At 68.1% G+C, this 23,751-nt stretch carries 2 protein-coding genes and 2 pseudogenes; 3 read left to right on the forward strand and 1 reads right to left on the reverse strand.

Going from position 1 to position 23,751, the window contains the following annotated elements:
* Nucleotides 1–162: 162 nt before the first annotated feature.
* Nucleotides 163–1,333 (forward strand): annotated as a pseudogene (locus AB0H61_RS38435) (IS256 family transposase); the annotation flags it as partial.
* A gap of 69 nt (nucleotides 1,334–1,402) precedes the next feature.
* On the opposite strand, the pseudogene AB0H61_RS38440 reads toward AB0H61_RS38435, so the two are convergent.
* Nucleotides 1,403–1,742, reverse strand: a pseudogene (locus AB0H61_RS38440) (DUF5713 family protein).
* A 1,458-nt stretch (nucleotides 1,743–3,200) separates the two neighbouring features.
* Between AB0H61_RS38440 and AB0H61_RS38445 the strand changes: the two are divergent.
* Nucleotides 3,201–10,574, forward strand: a complete 7,374-nt coding sequence (locus AB0H61_RS38445; RefSeq protein ID WP_357313709.1) for an amino acid adenylation domain-containing protein — start codon at nucleotides 3,201–3,203, stop codon at nucleotides 10,572–10,574.
* 209 nt (nucleotides 10,575–10,783) lie between these two features.
* A partial coding sequence (locus AB0H61_RS38450) for an amino acid adenylation domain-containing protein (protein ID WP_357313712.1) occupies nucleotides 10,784–23,751 on the forward strand: 12,968 nt, incomplete at its 3' end.

The raw sequence follows: 23,751 nt of genomic DNA on the forward strand, positions 1-23,751 counted from the left end.
TCCTCGCGGCTTGCTTGAGCCGTGTGCGGTGAACAACCGCTCGCACGGTTCTGAGGGGAGGACGGCGCAGCAATGCGCCGTCCTTACCCGACATGGCCGGGAAGAAGTGCTTCCCGGATGATCTGAAGGTCAATGGGTTTCGATCGTCCGGCGTTGCCGGGCCGGCGAATGCTGGCGGCTGCGTTGCAGGCCGAGGTCGCCGCCTACGTGGACCAGTACGCCAACCAGGTCGACAAAGCCGGCCGTCGGCTGTGGTGCGCAACGGCTATCGCACCGAACGTGAGATCGTGACCGCTGCTGGTGCGGTGACCGCGCGCGCCGCGGGTGAACGACAAGCGAACTGATCCGGAAACCGGTGAGCGCAAGCGGTTCTCCTCAGCGATCCTGCCCGCTTGGTGTCGCCGCTCACCGCAGGTCAGCGAGGTGCTGCCGTTGTTGTATCTGCATGGGCTGTCCACCGGCGATTTCAGCCCGGCATTGGAGCAGTTCCTCGGCTCCGGCTCCTGATTGTCGGCGGCATCGATCACTCGGCTGACCAGCCAGTGGCAGGACGAGGCCCGCGCCTCTCCCAACGCGACCTGTCGGGCACCGACTACATCTACCTGTGGGTGGACGGAATCCACACCAAAGTCCGGCTCGAACAGCAGAAACTGTGCCTGCTGGTGATGATCGGCGTCCGCGCCGACGGCCGCAAAGAACTTGTTGCCCTCACCGACGGCTACCGCGAATCCACAGAGTCCTGGGCCGATCTGCTACGCGACTGCCGCCGCCGTGGCATGATCGCGCCCGTGCTCGCGATCGGCGATGACGCGCTCGGGTTCCGGAAAGCCTTGCGGGAAGTATTCCCCGACACACGGCAGCAGCGCTGCTGGTTCCACAAAACTGCGAATGTCTCGCCGCACTACCGAAATCGGCGCATCCCGGTGCGATCGCGGCGATGAAGGACATCTACATGGCCGAGGACATCGATAAGGCGCAGCTGGCGGTAAAAGCATTCGGAATCGACTACGGCGCATAGTATCCCAAAGCCGTCGCAAAGATCACCGAGGACCTCGACGTGCTGCTGGAGTTCTACCCATACCCCGCCGAGCACTGGATCCATTTGCGCACCATGAATCCGATCGAGTCGACGTTCGCGTCGGTGCGCCTGCGGACCAAGGTCACCAAGGGGCCGGGTTCACGCGCGGCTGGAATCGCCATGGCCTACAAACTGATCGAGGCCGCTCAGGCCCGCTGGCGCAAGGTCGACGTGCCCGAACTCGTCGTGCTCGTCCGCGCCGGAGCACTGTTCTACAAGGGCAACCTGCTGGAACGCCTCATCGACATCACCCCAAGGACGCAGGGACCGCAACCGACACCGAAGAGCCTGAAAGGTCGCCTCACCAGCCGCCCCTTCCCCGGTTCACCACTCCCGGCCAGTGATCAGCTCCTCAGCATCCACATCCTGGAAACCATACGCATGGGCCACGAACCAGAAGTCCTCGCCTATCTCCTCACGAGCCACAGTATCGAATTCGCTACCCGCCGAGTCGAACTCAGCCTCGAGCGCATTGAACTCCTCGGTAGCAGCTTGGGTAAGGACATACAGTGCGGCCAGGTCAGCGGGCTGCTCGGCCTCGATGCGCGCACAGCCTCAGCAAGATTGCCCTACCCCGGTCCACCAGATGGTCGGGATAGAAACCGTCCTCGTAGAGAACACGAAGAAAACTGTGCGTGGTCACTTGCTGATTGCTGATCGACATGACGTCCGCTCTCGGTCTTCGACATGGCAACCGGGATCATTCCACGCGCCACTCGAGCCTCGAGGAGGGCACCCCGAATCTCTCTGTGGGTCAGGCGGAATGGTTGTGCCTCATTCCGATAACGCCACCACCTGTGGACTTTCGACGACCACTCGACTTTCGACAATTCAATGCTCGAGACGGGACCACGGCCAGATGACCGGCCACAAGCCCGACACCGCGGCCTGGCAGCAGGAGGTAGGTCCGGTAGGGCGCACGACGCGTTCAGCACCGCTCGGATGCAGCCCCGGGTAGGCCCGCCGACGCTCGGATCAATAATGTGCGGACCTCCGCTGGGCGAGCTGCCTGTCTTCATGCGCCTGATGCCAATCCGCCTGCGCCAGTTGAAGAAATGACGGCAGGTAGTCCCCAGTCCAGGTCCGCGCACCTACCCACCCGGTGTCCTACACCCAGGTCGAAACCTTTTGTGGCACTGCACTGATGCCACGATGAGCATAGCGAGACGCCATCGTCGGCTACGGCGACCGACAATCGCTGTGTGGGAGTGGCTGTCAGCGCCGATGCACCTGGAGCCACGGTAGCGGTGGGTGCACTTGTGCGGTCGTTGGTTGCGAACACCAGGAAATTGCGCTCGCTGCGGTTCCGGAGGTGGATGTCACGCGGAAGCTCGTACGCCACGCTAGTGGACGCAACCACCTGGGAAACTCGCACGCAAGCGCTCCCCGGTCTTCGCAACCTCACTGGCCCCTGGTCTGCGGGAACGTCGTGCGGCCCGGTCCTCTGTAGGCGTCATTCCTCACCGCACCCTCGAGCCACCCCGGGCACCGTAGCCCACCCACCTTCAGCCGACGCATTCCATACTGACCATCGGCAGTCGCCTCCCCGACCCCGCCGACCAACGAGAACCGAATCACCGATAGCAGCGAAATGGCTGCGCTGTCGAGCGCCCCAACCCGGACAACGCACCGCCTCCGAGCGGTTGTAGGTAGCGGTTGCAGGTATGGTCCGACCCCGACATCGAACAAACATCGATCGAGACCGAGCCCCCAGACCCGGCATAAAGCGGACCGGACAGGCAGCATCTGAAGAGTACGACCGCGAGGAGGCCGATCCAGCCCGAGAATGGACGTGCTGGCCACAGCGACCGGGCCGGACCAGCGATACCCCGCTGAGCGGCCGATCTGGTCCGGCGCCCGGGCGAGATCCCGAACGAATGGTTGTCGCTGTAAATGGGTAAGAACCGGACCATGTACCCGGCCGTTCTGCAACGCTCCACCTGCGGGCACCGATGCACCGGGAGGTGCGGGTGATCGTGGGATGATTCCGCCGAGGTTTCCGGACCTGGGCGGACCGATATGATTGCTCGGACCGCTGGCCCAGGATCACGATCTCCGGGGGTGGGACCGAGGACAGTATGGCCGTGCGGCCGAGTTAGACGCGAGAGGTGACTGCACCCGAATGGAAACTGCCCGTCGTTCTGGCCGTATCAATCGTCGCCGCAGGTCGGGCAGCCCTACCTTCGGCCAGCTGCTGACCGCCGCGGTCGAATCCGCCGCCGATGCGGTGGCCATCCGCGAAGGTGACGTCGAACTCACCTACCGGGAAGTCGACGCCGATTCCTCGCGGCTGGCCCGCGAGCTGATCGAGCGCGGCGTCGGCCCGGGTGATGTGGTTGCCATCGGGATCGCCCGCAGCATCGAGTCGGTGCTGGCCGTCTGGGCCATCGCGAAGACCGGCGCGGCCTATGTGCCGGTCGATCCGGCCTATCCCGCGGACCGGATCGCGCATATCCTGTCCGACTCCGGCGCCACCATCGGTCTCACCACCTCGGCGCACCGATCGGTGCTGGGGACCAGCGTCTACTGGATCGAGCTGAACGATCCGGTGGTCGCCAACCGGATCGCGGACCGGCCCGAGCACCCGATCTCCTACGCCGACCGGGTCCGCCCGCTCGACGAGCGGCATCCCGCCTATGTCATCTATACCTCCGGCTCCACCGGCAAGCCGAAGGGCGTGGTCGTCACCCACACCGGTCTGGCCGGTCTGGTCGCCGCCGAGCGTGAGCACTACGGCGTCACCACCGATTCCCGGGTACTGCACGTCTGCTCGCCCAACTTCGACGTCTCGGTGCTCGAACTGCTGCTCGCCTTCACCGCGGGCGCGACATTGGTGATCTCGCCGCCGTCGGTATTCGGCGGATTCGAGCTCGCGGATCTGCTGCGCCGTGAGCGGGTCACACACATGCTGATCACGCCGGGCGCGCTGGAATCGGTCGACTCGGCCGACCTGTCCGATCTGCGCGTCGTGGTGGTCGCGGGCGATAAGTTCGGCCCGGAGCTGGTCGGCCGCTGGGCGGACGGCACCCGCGAGTTCTACAACGGCTACGGCCCGACCGAGGCCACCATCCTGGCCACCAGCAGTGCGCCGATGCGCGCCGACGAGCCGGTGACCATCGGCGCCGCCATCCCCGGCGTCGGCGCGTTCGTCCTCGATCCGCGGCTGCGGCCGGTGCCCGCCGGGGTCATCGGTGAGCTCTACCTGTCCGGTTCCGCATTGGCGCAGGGCTACCTGGGGCGCCCCGGCCTCACCGCGGAGCGGTTCGTGGCCAGCCCGTTCGGCGAGGAGACGGGTAATCCGGGCGGGCGGCTGTACCGCACCGGCGACCTGGTGCGCCGTTCCGAAGACAGCGGCGCCATCGAATATCTGGGCCGGGTCGACTTCCAGGTCAAGGTCCGTGGCTTCCGCATCGAACTCGGCGAGATCGACAACGCGCTGACCAGCCACCCCGATATCGATTACGCCGCGACGCTCGGCAAGACGCTGCCCTCCGGTCAGACCGCGCTGGTGTCGTATGTGCTGCCGCACGCGCACGCGTCGGTGGACACCGCCGCGCTCACCGCGCACATCGCGGAATCGCTGCCCGCGTACATGATCCCGGCCGCGATCGTCGTGCTGGACGCGATCCCGTTGAACGCGGTCGGCAAGCTCGATCGCAACGCGCTGCCCGAGCCGGTCTTCGCCACCCGCGAATTCCGGGCGCCCGCGACCCCGACCGAGCAGATCGTCGCCGAGGTGTTCGGCGCGCTGCTGCTCGGCGATGCGGATGACGCCAGAATCGGCGCCGACGACGATTTCTTCGAACTCGGCGGCAACTCGCTGCTGGCCGCGCAGGCGGCCGCGCGTATCGGCTCCGCGCTGGATGTGCGGGTGCCGGTGCAGTTGCTCTTCGAGGCCTCCACCGTCACGGCACTCGCCGAACGGGTGGAGCAGCAGGCGAATACACCCGCCGGGCGGGCGCTGCATCCGGTCGAGCGTCCGGAGCGGGTGCCGCTGTCCTACGCGCAGCAGCGGATGTGGTTCCTGAACCGCTTCGATCCGGCGAGCGCGGTCAACAATATTCCGATTGCGGTGCGGTTGTCCGGGCGGCTCGACATCGCGGCCCTCGAGGCCGCGGTGGGCGATCTGGTCGACCGGCACGAGGTCCTGCGCACGGTCTACCCCGAATTCGACGGCACCGGTGTGCAACTGGTGCTGCCCGCCGCCGATCCCGGTGCGGCGCCGGAGCTTCCGGTGCTCGACGCGACCGAGGCACAGGTTCCGGAGCTGGTCGCTGCGGCCGTCATGGCCGGGTTCGACGTCACGGCCGCACCGCCGATCCGCTTGCGGCTGCTGCGTATCGGCGCGTCCGAACATGTGCTGGTATGCGTGATCCACCACATCGCCGGTGACGGCTTCTCCATGGGCCCGCTGACCCGCGATCTGATGACCGCCTATGCGAACCGGGCGGGCGGCGCAGCCCCGGAATGGCCCGCGCTGGAGGTGCAATACGCCGATTACGCGATCTGGCAGCGCGAGACCCTCGGCGCGGAGGACGATCCGGACTCGCTGCTCAGCGGGCAGATCGCCTACTGGCAGGCCGAATTGGCCGGGCTGCCCGAGCAATTGAACCTGCCCGCCGATCGGCCGCGCCCCGCCGTGGCCTCCTACCGCGGCGCCACACTGCGCGCGGGTCTGGACGCCGAGCTGCACGTGGCGCTGCGCACCGTTGCGCAGGAACATAATTCGACGCTGTTCATGGTCGTGCACGCCGCACTCGCGGTCCTGCTGGCCCGGCTGTCGGGCACCCGCGATATCGCGATCGGCACCCCGGTCGCGGGCCGCGGCGAGGCGGCGCTGGACGACCTGATCGGCATGTTCGTCAACACCCTGGTCCTGCGCACCGAGATCGATCCCGGCAGCACCTTCACGGAGCTGCTCGGTACGGTGCGCGGCCGCGATGTGGACGCGTTCGGTCACGCCGACGTGCCGTTCGAGCGCCTGGTGGAACTGCTCGACCCGGTCCGCTCCACCGCCAGGCATCCGCTGTTCCAAGTGCTGCTCGTCCTGCAGAATCTCGCGCCGACCTCGCTCGAGCTGCCCGAACTCACGGTCGCGGGCGTACCGATGTCGGTGCCGCTGGCCAAGTTCGACCTGCAACTGGAACTGGTCGAGGACATCGCGCCCGACGGTGCGGCGCAGGGCATTTCGATCGCCTTCACCTACGCCACCGATCTGTTCGACGAGCCGACGGTGCAGGACTTCGCGGACCGATTCCGCCTGGTGCTGGCGGCGCTGGTCGCCGATTCCGGTGCGGTGGTCGGCGATATCGATCTGCTCGCCCCCGGTGAACGCGATCTGGTGCTGCACGAGTGGAATACCCCCGGTGCCCAGATCCCCGAGGTCACCCTGGTGGATCTCATCGCGGTACAGGCCCGGCTGCGCCCGAATGCGGTCGCGGTCAGGTTCGGCGATACCGCGCTGACCTTCGCCGAGCTGCAAAGGCGCGCGAACCGGGTGGCGCGGGCGCTGATCGCCCGCGGTGCCGGACCGGAATCGCTGGTGGCCGTTGCCGTTCCGCGTACCGAAGAGCTGCCCGTCGCCTTGCTCGGCGTGCTCATCTCCGGCGCCGGATACCTGCCGATCGATACCGCCTATCCGGCGCAACGGCTGGAGTTCATGCTCGCCGATGCCGCGCCCGCCTGCATCCTCACCACCGGTGGGGAGCGTGACGCGGTGCCCACCGGGGAGAATGTGGTGGTGCTGCTGGAGGAGGCCGCCGCATTCGCCGACGCTCCGGTCACCGACGCCGACCGGAGGGCCCCGCTGCGCCCGGACAACCTGGCCTACGTCATCTACACCTCCGGTTCCACCGGCGTTCCCAAGGGTGTCGGGGTGGCCCACCGCAATGTGGTGGAGCTGTTCGCCAATACCCAGCTGCTCTTCGAATTCGACGAGACCGACGTCTGGACGCTGTTCCATTCGTTCGCCTTCGACTTCTCGGTGTGGGAACTGTGGTGTGCGCTCGCCAACGGCGGCGCCGTGGTGGTGGTCGACTATCTGACCTCGCGTTCGCCGGAACTGTTCCGCGAGTTGCTGATCCGCGAACAGGTCACGGTGCTGAACCAGACCCCGTCGGCCTTCTACCAGCTGGCCGAGGCCGACCGGGCCGCGCATGCCACCGGCCAGGGCAAGTTCGCGCTGCGCTATGTGGTCTTCGGCGGTGAGGCGTTGGACCTGCGGCAGCTGCGGCGCTGGTACGAGCGGCACGCGGTGGACGCACCGTGGCTGGTGAATATGTACGGCATCACCGAAACCACGGTGCACGTGTCGTTCCTGTCGCTGGATGAGCAGATGGCCGAGAATCCGGCCAGCGTCATCGGCCGGGCGCTGCCCGGCTTGGACGCCTATGTCATCGACGAGCGGCTGCATCCGGCGCCGGTCGGTGTGGCGGGTGAGATCAATGTCGCGGGCAGGCAACTCTCGCGCGGCTACCTGGGCAGGCCCGGGCTCACCGCGACCCGTTTCGTGGCGAATCCGTTCGGCGCGTCGGGATCTCGTATGTACCGCACCGGCGATGTCGGTCGTTGGGTCGGCCTCGGCGGCGAGGCGAACCTCGAATACGCGGGCCGCAGCGACCAGCAGGTGCAGCTGCGCGGCTTCCGCATCGAACTCGGCGAGATCGAATCCGCGCTGCTGCGCTGCCCCGGTGTCAGCCAGGCGGTGGTGCTGGTCAGCACCGACGAGCACGCAGGCGACCGGCTCATCGGATACGCGGTGCCCGATAGCGGCGCCGTACTCGATTCGATCGAATTGCGTAGCGCGGTGGCCGAATTCCTGACCGGCTACATGGTGCCCGACGCGATCGTGGTGTTGGACGCGCTGCCGCTCACCCCGAACGGCAAACTGGATCGCAAGGCGCTGCCCGAGGCGGAATTCGTCAGCGGGGCCGTCTTCCGTGCCCCGTCCTCGCCGATCGAACAGGCCGTGGCCGAGGTATTCGCCGGGTTGCTTGCGGGGACGGCGGGAGGCGTCGAGGTCGGCTTGGACGACGACTTCTTCGCGCTGGGCGGCAATTCGCTGCTCGCCACCCGGGCGGTGGCCCGCATCAACGCGGCGCTGGACGCGAATCTGGCGGTCCGCGAACTGTTCGAGGCCTCCACCGTCGCGGCGCTCGCCGCGCGCATCGTGCCCGGTGCGGGCGACGGCGACACGCGTCCGCCACTGGCCCGCGGGCCGCGGCCGGACCAGGTGCCGTTGTCGCTGGTGCAGCAGCGGATGTGGGTGCTCAACCAGCTCGACCCGAGCTCACCCGCGTACAACATCCCGCTGGCCATCCGGCTCTCCGGCACACTCGATGTCTCCGCCTTGCGCTACGCCGTGGCCGATGTCCTGGAGCGGCACGAGGCGCTGCGCACCCGCTACCCGGCGACCGGCCCCGGCGGGCTGCCGTATCAGGAGATCCTCACGGTCGGCGATGCGCTGCCCGGCGGTTTGGACGTCGAGCGGACCGATGATCCGATCGGCCGCATCACCGAGCTGATGTCGGTCGGTTTCCAGGTGACCGAACGGGTTCCGCTGCGCGCGGTACTGCTGACCACGGCGGGACCGACCGCCGAGGGCCCCGAGGATCACCTGCTCGTCGTCGTGGTGCACCACATCGCGGCGGACGGCGTCTCGATGACGCCGCTGGCCCGTGACCTCGCCACCGCCTATGTCGCCCGGGTCGAGGGCCGCTCGCCCGCCTGGGTGCCGCTGGAACTGCAGTACGCGGATTTCGCGCTCTGGCAGCGCGCCGCGATCGGTGACGAATCCGATGAGAATTCGGCGGCGGCGAAGCAATTGGCGTACTGGCGCGAACAGCTCGCCGGACTCTCCGGTGAACTGACACTGCCGCTGGACCGTCCGCGCCCCGCGGTGCCGACCATGCGCGGCGCCATGACCGGAATCAGTCTGCCCGCCGAGGTGCACGAGAATCTGGCCAAGATTGCGCGGGAACACAATTCGACGCTGTTCATGGTCGTGCACGCGGCCCTCGCGGTCCTGCTGGCCAGGATGTCGGGCAGCTCCGATATCGCCATCGGCACCGCGATCGCCGGTCGCGGCGAACGCGCGCTGGACGATCTGGTCGGCATGTTCGTGAATACGCTCGCGCTGCGCACCCCGGTCGACTCCGGAGCCACCTTCGCCGATCTGGTCGATCGGGCGCGTGAAACGGATCTGTCGGCCTTCGGCAATGCCGATATTCCGTTCGAGCGGGTGGTCGAGGAGGTCGCCGCCGGACGCAATAGCGCACACAACCCGCTGTTCCAGGTGGTGCTGTCGTTCGAGAGCATCGAACAGCCGTCGCTGGAGCTGCCCGGTCTGACGATCGCCGGTCTGGACGCGGGCGCCGTCGCGGCCAAATTCGACCTGCAGGTCATCGTCGACCCGCGCCGTGCCGCGGACGGGACGACCGGTGAGCTGAGCGTCGTATTCAGCTATGCCACAGATATTTTCGATGAGTCGACCGCACAGGCATTCGGGCGCCGGTTCGAGCGGATCGTCACCGCCGTCGCGGCCGACCCGCGGGTGGTCGTCGGCGATATCGACATCCTCGACGCCGAGGAGCGCGATCGGGCGCTGGTCGGTTCGAGTGCCGCCGAGACGGGTGAAAGCGCGGCGGCCACGGTGGGCGCCGCGCTGGCGCAGGCGCTGGCTGCCGCGGTCGAGGACGATCCGGACGGGCCCGCGGTGGTGTGGGGCGAGGAAGCGGTCACCTACCACGAGCTGGACGCCAGGTCGTCGCGGTTGGCGCGGGTGCTGATCGATCGCGGCTGCGGGCCGGGCACCGGTGTCGCGGTGCGACTGGATCGCGGTGTGGACGCGGTGGTGGCGTACTGGGCGGTGCTCAAGGCGGGCGCCGCGCTGGTCCCGGTACCGTCCGCCGATGCCGCGCTGCCGAGCGAGCCGGTGGTCAAGGTGGCGCTGGGTCGGGCCGCCGATGCCGCGGGGGCGAGTGTGGATTGGCTGGCACTGGACGATTTCGCCGTGATCGCCGAGATCGGTGCTCAGTCGTCGCGGCCGGTGACCTACGCGAACCGGTTGCGGACCCTGCGCGGCGGTGATCCGGCGCTGGTATCCGGCGCGGCCGCGCTGACCTACGACGAATTGGCCTCGGCGGTAGACCAATTCGCGGTGCGCACCGGTCTGACCTTCGAATCGCGCACCTTCGCGCACGGACGTCCGGAGTCGGTGGCCGCGCTGATCGAGACGGTGGCCGCGGGCGCGAACGGCGCCTCGATCGTGCTAGGCGATGGTGCCGGCGATCTGACCGGCCTGCTCGCCGACGAATGGGTCACACATCTGTTGACCGACGCGGCCGGATTCGGCACCGTCGCGGTTTCCGAATTGGAAGATCTAGCGGTCGTGGTCCTCACCGGCGACCCGGTATCCGTACCGGCGGACGGGAATTCGGTGGAGGTTGTTGCGCTGTCGGAGCTGCTCGGAAGCGAGGTACCGAGCCAGCTCGGGTGATTCAGGCCGATCGCGAGGACCCGCCACGCCTGCCCGGGAGGGCAGGCTGCGGCAGCGACGGCTGACTTTGTGGTCGGCGAGGAACACCAGAACTCGCCGTTTAGTTGTGGCACGGCAGGGTATGTGCTGACACGGACAAGACTGAGGGAGCGTTCGTTGTTTACGGTGACGGATCGGCAGTGCAACGTGGTTCCGGGAGGCGTTCGCTGATGACGCGCCCGGTGCGTACCCGCCCCATCCGGAACCAACGTTCCCGCGTCAAAACTCTCCCGCAGCTGATGGTGGCCGCGGTGGAGGCCAATCCCGCCGGTATCGCCGTGCGGTTCGCCGATGCCGAGGCGACCCGGGCGCAGCTGAGCTACGCCGAGCTGGATGCGCGGTCGAGCAGGCTGGCCCGGCTGCTCATCGCGCGCGGGGTTGGTCCGGAGGATCTGGTCGCGGTGGGTGTGCCGCGGTCGATCGAATCGGTTGTCGCGGTCTGGGCGGTGGCCAAGTCCGGCGCCGGGTTCGTCCCGGTGGATCCGAACTATCCGGCGGACCGGGTCGCGCATATGGTCGCCGATTCCGGCGCGACCTTCGGCCTGACCGTCGGCGCGGTGGCCGCCGAATTGCCCGGCGCGGTCGAATGGCTGGTGCTCGACGAGCCCGAGTTCGTGCGCGGGCTGGACCGCTATTCGGCGGAGCCGGTGACCTACGCCGATCGGGTACGACAGTTGCGCGCCGAGCATCCGGCCTATGTCATCTACACCTCCGGATCCACCGGTAAGCCCAAGGGCGTGGTGGTCACCCAGGCCGGGCTGTCGAGCTACTGTGACGAGCAGCGCGACCGCTACCGGCTGGCGAGCGATTCGCGCACACTGCATTTCGCGTCGCCGTCCTTCGACGCTTCGGTGCTGGAGCTGCTGCTCGCCCTCGGTGGGGCGGCGACCATGGTGGTGGTCGCGCCGACCGTATACGGCGGCGCCGAGCTCGCGAATCTGCTGCGCCGCGAAGAGGTTACGCACGCCTTCATCACCCCGGCGGCGCTGGCCTCGGTGGATCCGGCCGGACTCGACGCGCTGCGGGTCGTGGTGGCCGGTGGTGAGGCCTGTCCGCCGGAGCTGGTGCGCCGCTGGGTCGTCCCGATCGCCGACGGCGAAACCCGGGAGTTCTACAACGGTTACGGTCCGACCGAGACCACGATCATGACCAATATCAGCGCGCCGTTGGTGCCCGGTGAGGTCGTGACCATCGGCGGTCCGATCCGGGCCATCAGCGAATTCGTGCTGGACGACCGGCTGACGCCGGTGCCGAACGGCGTGGTCGGCGAGCTGTACATCACCGGTGCGCAGCTGGCCCGCGGCTACCATCAGCGCGCGTCGCTGACCGCGGCCCGCTTCATCGCGAATCCCTTCGACCCCAGCGGATCCCGCCTGTACCGCACCGGCGACCTGGTGCGCTGGACCGCGGCGGGCGAGCTGGAGTACCTGGGCCGCAACGATTTCCAGGTGAAGATCCGCGGCTTCCGGATCGAGCTCGGCGAAATCGACGCCGTGCTGGCCGGACACGAGACGGTCGATTTCGCGGTCACCGTCGGACACGATCTCGATACGGGCGCGACAATTCTCGTCTCCTACGTACACGCCGCACCCGGTGCGACGGTGGATACGGACGCGCTGACCGAGCACGCCGAGCGCAGCCTGCCCGCGCATATGGTGCCCACCACCACCATGGTGCTGGACCGGATCCCGCTGACACCGGTGGGCAAACTGGACCGTGCGGCATTGCCCGCGCCGCGGTTGCGCGCCAAGGTCTTCCGCGCGCCCTCGACCGAGCTGGAGGAGATGGTCGCCACCGTCTTCGCCGAACTGCTCGATCCGTCCGCACCGATCGGCGCGGACGACGACTTCTTCGAACTCGGCGGCAACTCGCTGATCGCCACCCAGGTGATCGCGCGACTCGGCGCGGCCCTGGACACCCAGGTCCCGGCCCGGTCACTCTTCGAGGCGCCGACGGTCGCCGCGCTGGCGGCGCGGCTCGCGAAGACCAGGGGATCGGGGCGGCGGCTGGCGCTGGCGCCCACGCCGCGTCCGGAGCGGATCCCGCTGTCACCGGCCCAGCAGCGGTATTGGTTCCTGAACCAGTTCGATCCGGCGGCTTCCGCGGTCGACAACATTCCGCTCGCGGTGCGGCTGTCGGGCACCTTGGATGTGGAGGCGCTCGGCCTGGCCATCGGCGATGTATTCGCCCGGCACGAGGCCCTGCGCACCGTCTACCCGAGGTCGGCCGAGGGGCCGCATCAGGTGATCCATCCGGCGCCGAAGAAGGCGTTCACGCTGACGCGATTGGAGGTGGACCCCGCGGAGGTGGTGTCGCGGGTCATCGAATTCGCGTTGACCACCTTCGATGTGACGGTCGACGTGCCGGTCGCGGTGGCATTGTTCAAGCTGTCCGACGAGGAGCATGTCGTCGCCTTCACGGTGCACCACGTCTCCGCCGACGGTTCGTCGATGGGGCCGCTCGCCCGCGATGTGATGGTGGCCTACACGGCCAGGGCCGCCGGGACAGCCCCGCAGTGGGCGCCGCTACCGGTGCAGTACGCCGACTACGCGCTGTGGCAACGCGCCGTCCTCGGTTCGGAGGACGATCCGGATTCGCTGGCCACCGCGCAGATCGCCTATTGGAAGGCGGCGCTGGACGGTCTGCCGGATCAGCTCGAGCTGCCGACCGATCACCCGCGTCCGCCCGCGCAGTCCTTCCAGGGCCGCGCGATTCGCTTCGAGATCTCCGCGGATCGTCACCGGCGACTCCAGGAACTGGCCAAGGACAACAACGCCTCGCTGTTCATGGTGTGCAATGCCGCGCTGGCGGTGCTGCTCGCCCGCCTGTCCGGCACCGACGATATCGCGGTCGGGACCCCGATCGCGGGCCGCGGCGAGCGCGAACTCGACGATCTGATCGGCATGTTCGTGAATACGCTGGTCTTCCGCACCCGCGTGCGGCTCGGCGACCGGTTCGAGGATCTGCTCGCCGAGGTGCGTGAGCGCGATCTGGAGGCGTTCGCGCACGCCGACGTGCCGTTCGAGCGGTTGGTCGAGGTCCTCAACCCGGTACGTTCCGCGGCGCGCAGCCCGCTGTTCCAAATCGGATTGTCCTTCCAGAATCTGGCGCAGACCTCCTTCGAACTGCCCGGATTGTCGGTCAGCGGGGTCGATTTCGACACCCGCCTGGCCAAGACCGATCTGCAGGTGACACTCACCGACACCTACACCGACGACGGCGCGCCCGCCGAGATCAACGCCGAATTCACCTATGCGACCGACCTTTTCGACGAATCGACGGTGCAGGGCTTCGCGCGCCGGTTCGTGCGGGTGCTGGATGCGGTGATCGCGGACCCGCGGGTGCCGGTGGGCGAGATCGAGCTGTTGGATCGCACCGAACAGGCGCGGATCCTCGGGGCGTGGAACGACACCGGGTACCCGGTGGATACCGAGGCGACGTTGGTGTCGTTGCTGGACGCGACGGTGGCCGCCGATCCGGAGGCGGTCGCGTTGGTGTCCGATGATGGTGCGCAGCTCAGTTATGCGGAGCTGGATGCGCGGGTCAATCGCCTTGCCCGGCATCTGATTTCGGTGGGTGTCGGTCCCGAGTCACGGGTGGCGTTGGCTATTCGTCGTTCGGTGGATCTTGTTGTGGCGATGTACGCGGTCACCAAGGCCGGTGGTGCGTATGTGCCGGTGGATCCCGACCAGCCTGCCGACCGCACCGACTACATTCTGGCGACCGCGGCGCCGGTCTGCGTGCTGACCAACGCCGACGCCGATTTCGACACCCGGACCGCACCCGTGATCCGGCTGGACCGCGTCGACCTCGCGGGGCTGTCCGCCGCGCCGATCACGGATGCCGAGCGGGTCGTCGCGCTGCGTGCGGCGCATACGGCGTACGTGATCTTCACCTCCGGTTCGACCGGTCGCCCCAAGGGCGTCGCGGTCGCGCACGGCGCGATCGTCAACCAATTGCTGTGGAAGACCGCCGAATTCGGTCTCGGTACGGACGACGCCGTGCTGCTCAAGACGGCCGCCACCTTCGACCTGTCGGTATGGGAGTTCTGGTCCGCCGCCGTCTGCGGTGGGCGTTTGGTGATCGCCGCGCCGGACGGGCACCGCGACCCGGCCTACTTGAACGAGCTGATGGCTCGTGAATCGGTCACCACGCTGCATGCGGTTCCGTCGATGCTGGATGCGCTCTCGACCGGGCACCTGCCGGGTTCGCTGCGGCGGGTGCTGGCCATCGGTGAGGCACTGCCCGCCGCCTTGGCGCGCCGGTTCGTGCTGACCAATACCGATATCGCGCTGTTCAACCTGTACGGACCGACCGAGGCCGCGGTGTCGATCACCAGCCACCGGGTCACGGTGGCCGATCGGGTGTCGGTATCGATCGGTGGTCCGGAGTGGAACAGCCGGGTTTATGTGCTGGATGCGCGGTTGCGTCCGGTTCCGGTGGGTGTTCCGGGTGAGTTGTATCTGGCCGGTGCGCAGTTGGCGCGGGGGTACTTCGGTCGTGCCGATCTGACGGCGGATCGGTTCGTGGCGAACCCGTTCGAGCCGGGTCTGCGGATGTATCGCACGGGTGACTTGGTGGCGTGGAATGCCAATGGTGAGTTGGACTATCGGGGTCGTACCGATTTCCAGGTCAAGATTCGTGGTTTCCGTATCGAGTTGGGTGAGATCGAGGCCGCTTTGCTCGCCTTGCCCGGGGTCGCACAGGCTGCGGTGATCGTGAAGTCCGATGCCAAGACCGGTGACCGTCTGGTGGCCTACCTGGTGTCGGCGGACGCCGATGTCGAGGTGGCGCGCGTGAAGTCTGCCCTCGGCACGGCTCTGCCGTCGTATATGGTGCCGTCGGCGTTCGTGGTGCTCGATGCCCTGCCGTTGAATATGAACGGCAAGCTGGATCGGAAGGCGTTGCCGGAGCCTGTCTTCGAGACGGCCGTATTCCGTGCGCCGGTCACCCCGATCGAACAGATCGTGGCGAATACCTTCGCCGAAGTGCTGCGTGCCGATGACGCGGACGGTGAGTCCCGGCGGGTCGGTCTCGACGACGATTTCTTCGCCCTCGGCGGCAACTCACTGCTGGCCACCCAGGTCGCGGCCCGGCTCGGCGCGGCGCTCGACGCACGCGTTCCGGTGCGGTTGCTGTTCGAGGCCCCGGATGTCGCGACGCTGGCGCTGCGGGTCGAGCAGCACGCCGATGCCGGGGACCGCAAGGCATTGACGGCCCGTCCGCGCCCGGAACACATTCCGCTGTCGCTGGCCCAGCAGCGCATGTGGTTCCTCAATCAGTTCGACACCGCCTCGGCGACGAACAACATTCCATTCGCCATCCGACTGTCCGGCGCACTGGACCTGGCCGCTCTGCGTGCGGCGCTGGCGGATGTGATCGAGCGACACGAGACCTTGCGGACGGTATACCCGTCCGTCGGCGGCACCGGCTACCAGGTGATTCTGCCCGCGGCGCAGGTAGTTCCCGAGCTGGAGCCGGAGCAGGTCGCCGAGTCCGGGCTGCTCGGCTGGCTCGGCGGAGTCCTGCTGGCGGGCTTCGACGTGACGGCCGAGGTGCCGGTGCGGGTGGCCATCGCCGCGCTCGCGGCCGACGACCATGTCATCGCACTGGTACTGCACCATATCGCCGCCGACGGCGCCTCCTTCGCACCGCTGGCGCGCGACCTGATGACGGCCTACCTCGCACGTCGCGACGGTGCGCTGCCCGGATGGTCGCCGCTGCCGGTGCAGTACGCCGATTACACGCTGTGGCAGCGCGAACTGCTCGGCGATGTGGACGATCCCGACTCGGTGGCCGCGGCCCAGATCGACTACTGGCGTCGGGCATTGGCGGGTCTGCCGGATCGGCTGGATCTGCCCGCCGATCGACCGCGGCCGCTGGTGGCCTCCGGTCGCGCGGCCGAGTACGCGTTCGAGGTGGATACCCAGGTGCGCGCCCGGCTCTCCACGCTCGCGCACAGCACCGCGACCTCCGAATTCATGATCGTGCACGCCGCATTCGCGCTGCTGCTGGCGCGGCTGTCGGGCACCGACGATGTCGCCGTCGGCACCCCGATCGCGGGCCGCGGCGAACGCGAACTCGATGACCTGATCGGCATGTTCGTCAATACGCTGGTGCTGCGGACCCGGATCGATCCGGCCGCGTCGTTCCTGGAACTCCTCGCCGCGACGAAAGAGGCGGATCTGGCGGCGTTCTCGCACGCCGAGCTGCCGTTCGAGCGCCTGGTCGAGGTGCTGGATCCGGTCCGTTCCCAGGCCCATCACCCGCTGTTTCAGGTGGCGCTGTTCTTCCAGAATATGGACCGGGCCACCCTGGAACTGCCCGGCCTGTCCGCGCGTGCCCTCGAATTCGACGGTGCGATAGCGAAATTCGATCTCCAACTGACCGTGGTTCCGGAGCTGGACGGGCCCGGCGGTGGCGGTATGGCGGCGGTCTTCACCTACGCCACCGATCTCTTCGACGAGTCGACGATCGCCGACTTCGCGGCGCGGCTGACCCGGATTCTGGCCGCGGTGGCCACCGATCCGCGGCGGTCGGTCGGCGGCATCGAGTTGCTTGCGCCCGCCGAACGCGATCGGATCCTGCTGAACTGGAACGAGACCCGGCACCCCATCGCACCGGAACTGCTGCTGGAGCCCTATCGGCGCGCGGTGACGCAATATCCGCACGCGGTCGCCCTCGTCTACGAGGGCGAGCAGCTGACCTACCGTGAGTTCGACGAGCGGGTCAACAAGCTCGCCCGGCTGCTGATTTCGCGGGGCGTCGGCGCGGAGTCGCTGGTGGGTCTGGCGATTCGGCGGTCGCTGGACCTGGTGGTCGGCATGTACGCGATCGTCACCGCGGGTGGTGCGTATATGCCGCTGGATCCGGATCATCCGGCCGAGCGCATCGCGCACATCCTGGATACCGCCCAACCCGCCTGCGTGGTCACCACCTCCACCGATGCGGTGACGGTGCCCGCGGAGACCGCCGTGGTCGTGTTGGATGCCGTCGATCTCGACGGCTTCGCGGGCGAGCCGGTCCGGGGGGCGGAACTGCTGCGCCCGGTGTCACCGCAACACCCGGCATACGTCATCTTCACCTCCGGTTCGACGGGCCGCCCGAAGGGTGTGGCCGTGTCGCACGCCGCGATCCACAACCAGACCTGCTGGATGTTGGCGGAATACCCGCTGGGTCCGGGTGATGTGTACTTGCAGAAGACCGCGACGACTTTCGATGTGTCGCTGTGGGGCTTCTTCATGCCGTTGCGGGTCGGCGCCACGCTGGTGGTCGCAACGCCGGACGGTCATCGCGATCCCGAGTACGTCGCGGAAATTATTGCGGCACAACAGGTCACCGTCACCGACTTCGTACCGTCGATGCTGGCCGTCTTCGCCGCGCATGCGCGGCCCGAGTCGCTGGCGTCGCTGCGCGACGTCTTCGTCATCGGTGAGGCATTGCCGCCGGAGACGGTCACCGCCTGGCGCGCGGTTTCCGATGCCCCGCTGCACAATCTGTACGGTCCCACCGAGGCCGCGGTCTCGGTGACGTACTGGCCCGCTTCGGCCGGCGATGTGCGGACGGTGCCGATCGGTCTTCCGCAGTGGAACACCCGGGTCTACGTGCTGGATTCGCGCTTGCGGCCGGTGCCGGCGGGTGTGCCCGGTGAGCTGTATCTGGCCGGTGACCAGCTGGCCCGTGGGTATGTGCGCCGGCCCGATCTGACCTCGGATCGGTTCGTGGCCAACCCCTTCGGGTCCGGCGAGCGCATGTACCGCACCGGTGACCTGGTGCTGTGGCGGGCCACCGCCGCATCCACCCCGCAGCGCCTCGAATACCTCGGCCGCACCGACTTCCAGGTGAAGTTCCGTGGTCAGCGCATCGAGCTCGGTGAAATCGAAACCGCGCTGCTGGCACAGGATTCGGTGAGCCAGGCCGTGGTTCTCGTGGTCGCTTCGGCCCTGGGCGACCAACTGGTCGCCTACGCTGTCCCGGCGCCCGGGCACGCCATCGACCAGCAGGCGCTGCTGGCCGCGATCGCCGAAACCCTGCCCACCTATATGGTTCCGGCCGCCGTGGTGGCGCTGGCGGCCTTCCCACTGAACCCGAGCGGCAAGCTGGACCGCAAGGCGCTGCCGGAGCCGGAGTTCGCGGCACGCGAATTCCGCGCGTTGGCAACGCCGGGCGAGGAGGTCGTGGCCGAGGTCTTCGCTACCGTGCTCGGGTTGGATCAGATCGGCGCCGACGACGATTTCTTCGAGCTGGGCGGAAACTCCCTGGTCGCCACCCGCGTCGCGGCGCAATTGGGTGCGGCGCTTGGTGTCCGGGTTCCGGTGCGACTGCTGTTCGAGGCCTCGACGGTCGCGGCGCTCGCGGCCCGGGTCGAGGAGTCCGCGCCGTCCGAGCAGACCGGCGGCGCGCTGGGAATCGGCGCGCGTCCGGAGCGGATTCCGCTGTCGCTCGCGCAGCAGCGGATGTGGTTCCTGAACCGGTTCGACAGCGAATCGGCGGCCTACAATATGCCGATCGCCATCCGGCTCACCGGTGACCTCGACGTCACAGCCCTGCGGCTGGCCGTCGCCGATCTGGTGGCCCGGCACGAGATCCTGCGCACCATCTACCCGCAGACCGTCGAGGGCGCGGTGCAGCAGGTGCTGCCCGTATCCGACGCGCCGGTGGATCTGGTGCCCGAGCCGGTCGCCGCGGAACGGCTCGAATCCGAAATCCGGCGGATTGTCGGCGCGGGCTTCGACGTCACCGCCGAACTGCCGTTCCGGGTCCGGCTGCTGCGCCGGTCCGAGCGCGAGCACGTCCTGGTTTTCGTGGCTCATCACATCAGCGCGGACGGCTGGTCGATGGGTCCGCTCACCCGCGACCTGATGCTGGCCTATGTCGCCCGCGGCGGCGGCGTCGCGCCGGGCTGGGTGCCGCTCGCGGTGCAGTACGCCGACTATGCGCTGTGGCAGCGCGCCGCGCTCGGCGCCGAGGATGATCCGCAATCGGTTGCGGCCCAGCAACTCTCGTATTGGAGCGATCAGCTCGCCGGGCTGCCGGACGAGCTGAACCTGCCCGCGGACCGGCCGAGGCCCGCGGTCCAGTCCTTCGCCGCGGGTAAGGCCGATCTGGTGGTCGCCGCGGAGGTACACGCCGAACTGGTCCGCTTGGCCCGTGCGCACAACGCCACCGTCTTCATGGTGGTGCACGCCGCGCTCGCGGTATTGCTGAGCCGGATCTCCGGTACCGAGGACGTAGCGATCGGCACCCCGATCGCGGGCCGCGGCGAGGCCGCGCTCGACGATCTGATCGGCATGTTCGTGAATACGCTGGTGCTGCGGACCCGGGTCCGCCCCGGCGACAGTTTCGCCGAATTGCTCGACGCCGCACGGGAAACCGATCTGCAAGCGTTCTCACACGCCGATATTCCGTTCGAGCGGCTCGTCGAGGTACTCGACCCGCCGCGCTCCACCGGCCGGCATCCGCTCTATCAGGTGTCGCTGTCCTTCGACAACCTCACTCCGCCGAGCTTCGAACTGCCCGGGCTGGCCTTGGCGGGCGTGGATCTGGGCGAGGGCGTCGCGAAGTTCGATCTGTCGCTGCTCATCGGTGAGCAGTTCGGCGCGGACAACGAGCCCGCCGGACTCGCCGGAGTTTTCACCTTTGCTCGAGACCTGTTCGACGACAGTACGATTCAGCGCTACGCCGACCGCTTCGTCCGGCTGCTCGGGGCCATCGCCGCACAGCCCGACTCGCCGGTCGCCGATCTGCCGGTCTTCACCGAGCGCGAACGCGGCCCGCTGACCCGCCCCGCCAGCAGTCGCATGCTGCTGCCGGGCAGCCTGCTGCCGGATCTGCTGACTCGCGGGCTGCGCCATGGTGCGGAGCGCATCGCGGTGCGCGCCGAGGGGCGCTCGATCACCTACCGCGAACTCGACGAGTACTCCTCGCGGCTGGCCAGGGTGTTGATCGGCAGTGGCGTCGGCCCGGAACATCCGGTGATCGTGGCCATGCCACGGTCGTACTCGACCGTGGTCGCGGTCCTGGCAATCGCCAAGGCGGGTGGCGCGCACGTGCCGGTCGATCCCACGCACCCGGTGGATCGGGTGCGTTATCTGGCGACCGATTCCGGCGCCGTGCTCGGCGTGACGACCGTCGAGTACCGCGATCAGCTGCCCGACGATGTGCAGTGGCTGGTACTCGACGATCCCGAGATCGCGCTGTTGTGCGAGCGGCAGCCCGCGACACCGGTGACCGACGCCGACCGGCTGGCCGTGCTGCGCCCCGCGCATCCGGCGTACGTGATCTACACCTCCGGCTCGACCGGTCTGCCCAAGGGCGTCACGGTCACTCACGCCGGTCTGCGCGATCTGGTCGACTACGCGAGTGAGCTGTACCGGCTGGGTTCGGGGCATCGGGTGCTGCATGTGCGTATCCCGATCGCGGATCCGTCGGTGCTGGAGTGGATGAGCGCCTTCGCGCACGGCGCGACCCTGGTGATCGTGCCGTCCACCGTCTTCGGTGGGCTGGAACTCAGTGAGTTGCTGCGCGCGGAGCGGGTGACCCATGCGCTCATCCCGCCGGGGGTGCTCGGCACCATGGAACCCACCGGGCTGCCGGACCTCGAGCTCATCCACGCCGGCGGCGACGTCACCACGCCGGAACTGCTGGCCAAGTGGCAGCCCGGCCGTACCTATCTCAACGCCTACGGTCCGACCGAGGCGACGATCGTCGCCTCCTATGCGAATCTGATTGCCGGACAGCGGGTCACCATCGGCGGTCCGGTCTTCGGAATGTCGGCGTTCGTGCTGGATACCCGACTTCGACCGGTGCCGCCCGGTGTTTCGGGTGAGCTGTATCTCGCGGGCGGCGCGCTGGCCCGCGGCTACCGCAACAGGGCCGCGCTGACCGCCGAACGCTTCGTCGCCAATCCGTGGGGTCCGGAGGGCTCGCGGATGTACCGCACCGGTGACGTGGTCCGTTGGATCGCCGCACCGGGCGCCGACTGGGAACTGGAATATCTGGGACGCTCGGACTTCCAGGTGAAGATCCGTGGCTTCCGAGTGGAACTCGGTGAGATCGACGCGGTACTCGCCGGTCACGAGGGTGTCGACTACGCGATCACCATCGGCCGCACCACCGAGCCCGGTGACACGATCCTGGTGTCCTACGTTCGGGCCGTCGCGGGCTATGAGCTCGATCCGGTTCGGTTGAAGGAGTTCGCCGCCCGCGGTCTCGCGCCGTATATGGTGCCCTCGGCCGTGGTCGTACTCGACGAGATTCCGCTGACACCGGCGGGCAAGGTGGACCGCAGGGCACTGCCCGCACCGGAATTGGCGCCGCGGGAGTACCGCGCGCCGCGGACCGCGTTGGAACAATCGGTCGCCGAGGTGATCGGCGAGGTGCTACGCATCGAGCAGGTCGGTCGGGACGACGATTTCTTCGAACTCGGTGGCAATTCCCTGATTTCGACGCAGGTCGCGGCTCGGCTCGGCGCGCTCATCGATGCGCGGGTGCCCGCCAGGGTGATCTTCGAGGCGCCGACGGTCGCGGGCATGGCCGCGCGTTTGAGGGAATTGGAAGGCGAGGGCGGGCGCAAGGCCCTGGTGGCAGGGCCACGGCCGGAACAGATTCCGCTGTCGCTGGCCCAGCGCCGGATGTGGTTCCTGAACCGGTTCGACGCCCAGTCCGCGGCCTACACCGTACCGATCGCGGTGCGGCTGACCGGTGCGCTCGATATCGCCGCCCTGTGCGCGGCGGTCGGGGATATCGTGGCGCGGCACGAGACGCTGCGGACGGTATACCCGCAGACCGAGAACGGTCCGGTACAGGTCATCCTGCCCGCCGAGCAGGCCACTCCCGAGGTGGAATTCGGCACGGTCACCACGGCGGAACTGGAATCCGCGGTGGTACGGGTGTTGTCGACCGGTTTCGACGTCACCGCCGCCCCGCCGGTGCGTATCGCGCTCTTCGAGATCGAGGGCGCGCCGGACGATTTCGTACTGGCGGTGGCCGTCCATCACATCAGCGGTGACGGCTGGTCGGTCGGTCCGCTGACCCGCGACCTGATGACCGCCTACGTGGCGCGTGCCAATGGTGTGGCCCGGAATTGGGCCCCGCTGGCGGTGCAGTACGCGGATTACAGCATCTGGCAGCGTGAACTGCTCGGCAGCGAGGACGATCCGGAATCGCTGGCGGCCCAGCAGGTTGCCTTCTGGCGACGCGAGCTGGCGGACCTGCCCGATCAGCTCGATCTGCCCTCGGATCGGCCGCGCCCGGCCGTGCAGTCCTTCGCGGGCGGCAAGGTCGATATCGCTATCGATGCCGAAACGCACAGGGCGCTGGCCGAGTTGGCGCGGGCCCACGGCGCCACGGTCTTCATGGCGGTGCATACGGCCTTGGCGGTGCTGTTGGCCCGGCTCTCCGGGACCGAGGACATCGCGATCGGCACGCCGATGGCGGGACGCGGTGATGCCGAGCTGGACGATTTGATCGGTATGTTCGTCAACACCCTGGTGTTCCGCACCCGCGTCGACGCGGATGCCGGTTTCGCACAGCTGCTGGAGCGGCAGCGGGACACCGATATCCAGGTGCTCGCGAATGCCGACGTACCGTTCGAGCGGCTGGTCGAGGTGCTCAACCCGGCGCGCTCGACAGCACGGCATCCGCTCTTCCAGGTGGGCCTGTCCTTCCAGAACATCAGCCGCACCGCTCTGGAACTGCCGGGCCTCACCGTCGAACGCCTGGCGATGGATATGGAGCTGTCGCAGTTCGATCTGCACTGGGTACTGGCCGACGGCTATGACGAGGCGGGCAATCCCACCGGCCTCGGCGGGATCCTGACCTACGCCAACGATCTTTTCGACGAGGAGACCGCACTCGAGCTGGTGGACCGGTTCGCGCGTCTGCTGCGCGATATGGTCGCGGCGCCGCGGACGCCCGTGGGTGATATCGAACTGCTGGATCCGGCGGAGCGGGCCGAGCTGGTGGTCGCCCGCAATGCGACCGTGCGCGATGTGGATACCGCCGCGACATTGGTTTCGCTATTGGATGCGACGGTGGCTGCCGATCCGAAGGCCGTTGCGTTGGTGTCCGATGATGGTGCGCAGCTGACGTATGCGGAGTTGGATGCGCGGGTGAATCGTCTTGCCCGGTATTTGAT

Source organism: Nocardia sp. NPDC050710 (genome assembly GCF_040654375.1).
Taxonomy (GTDB): domain Bacteria; phylum Actinomycetota; class Actinomycetes; order Mycobacteriales; family Mycobacteriaceae; genus Nocardia.

Bases quoted from the DNA above. Each gene is read 5' to 3' on its own strand.
- AB0H61_RS38445 (WP_357313709.1), top strand. From the start codon at position 3,201: ATGGAAACTGCCCGTCGTTCTGGCCGTATCAATCGTCGCCGCAGGTCG.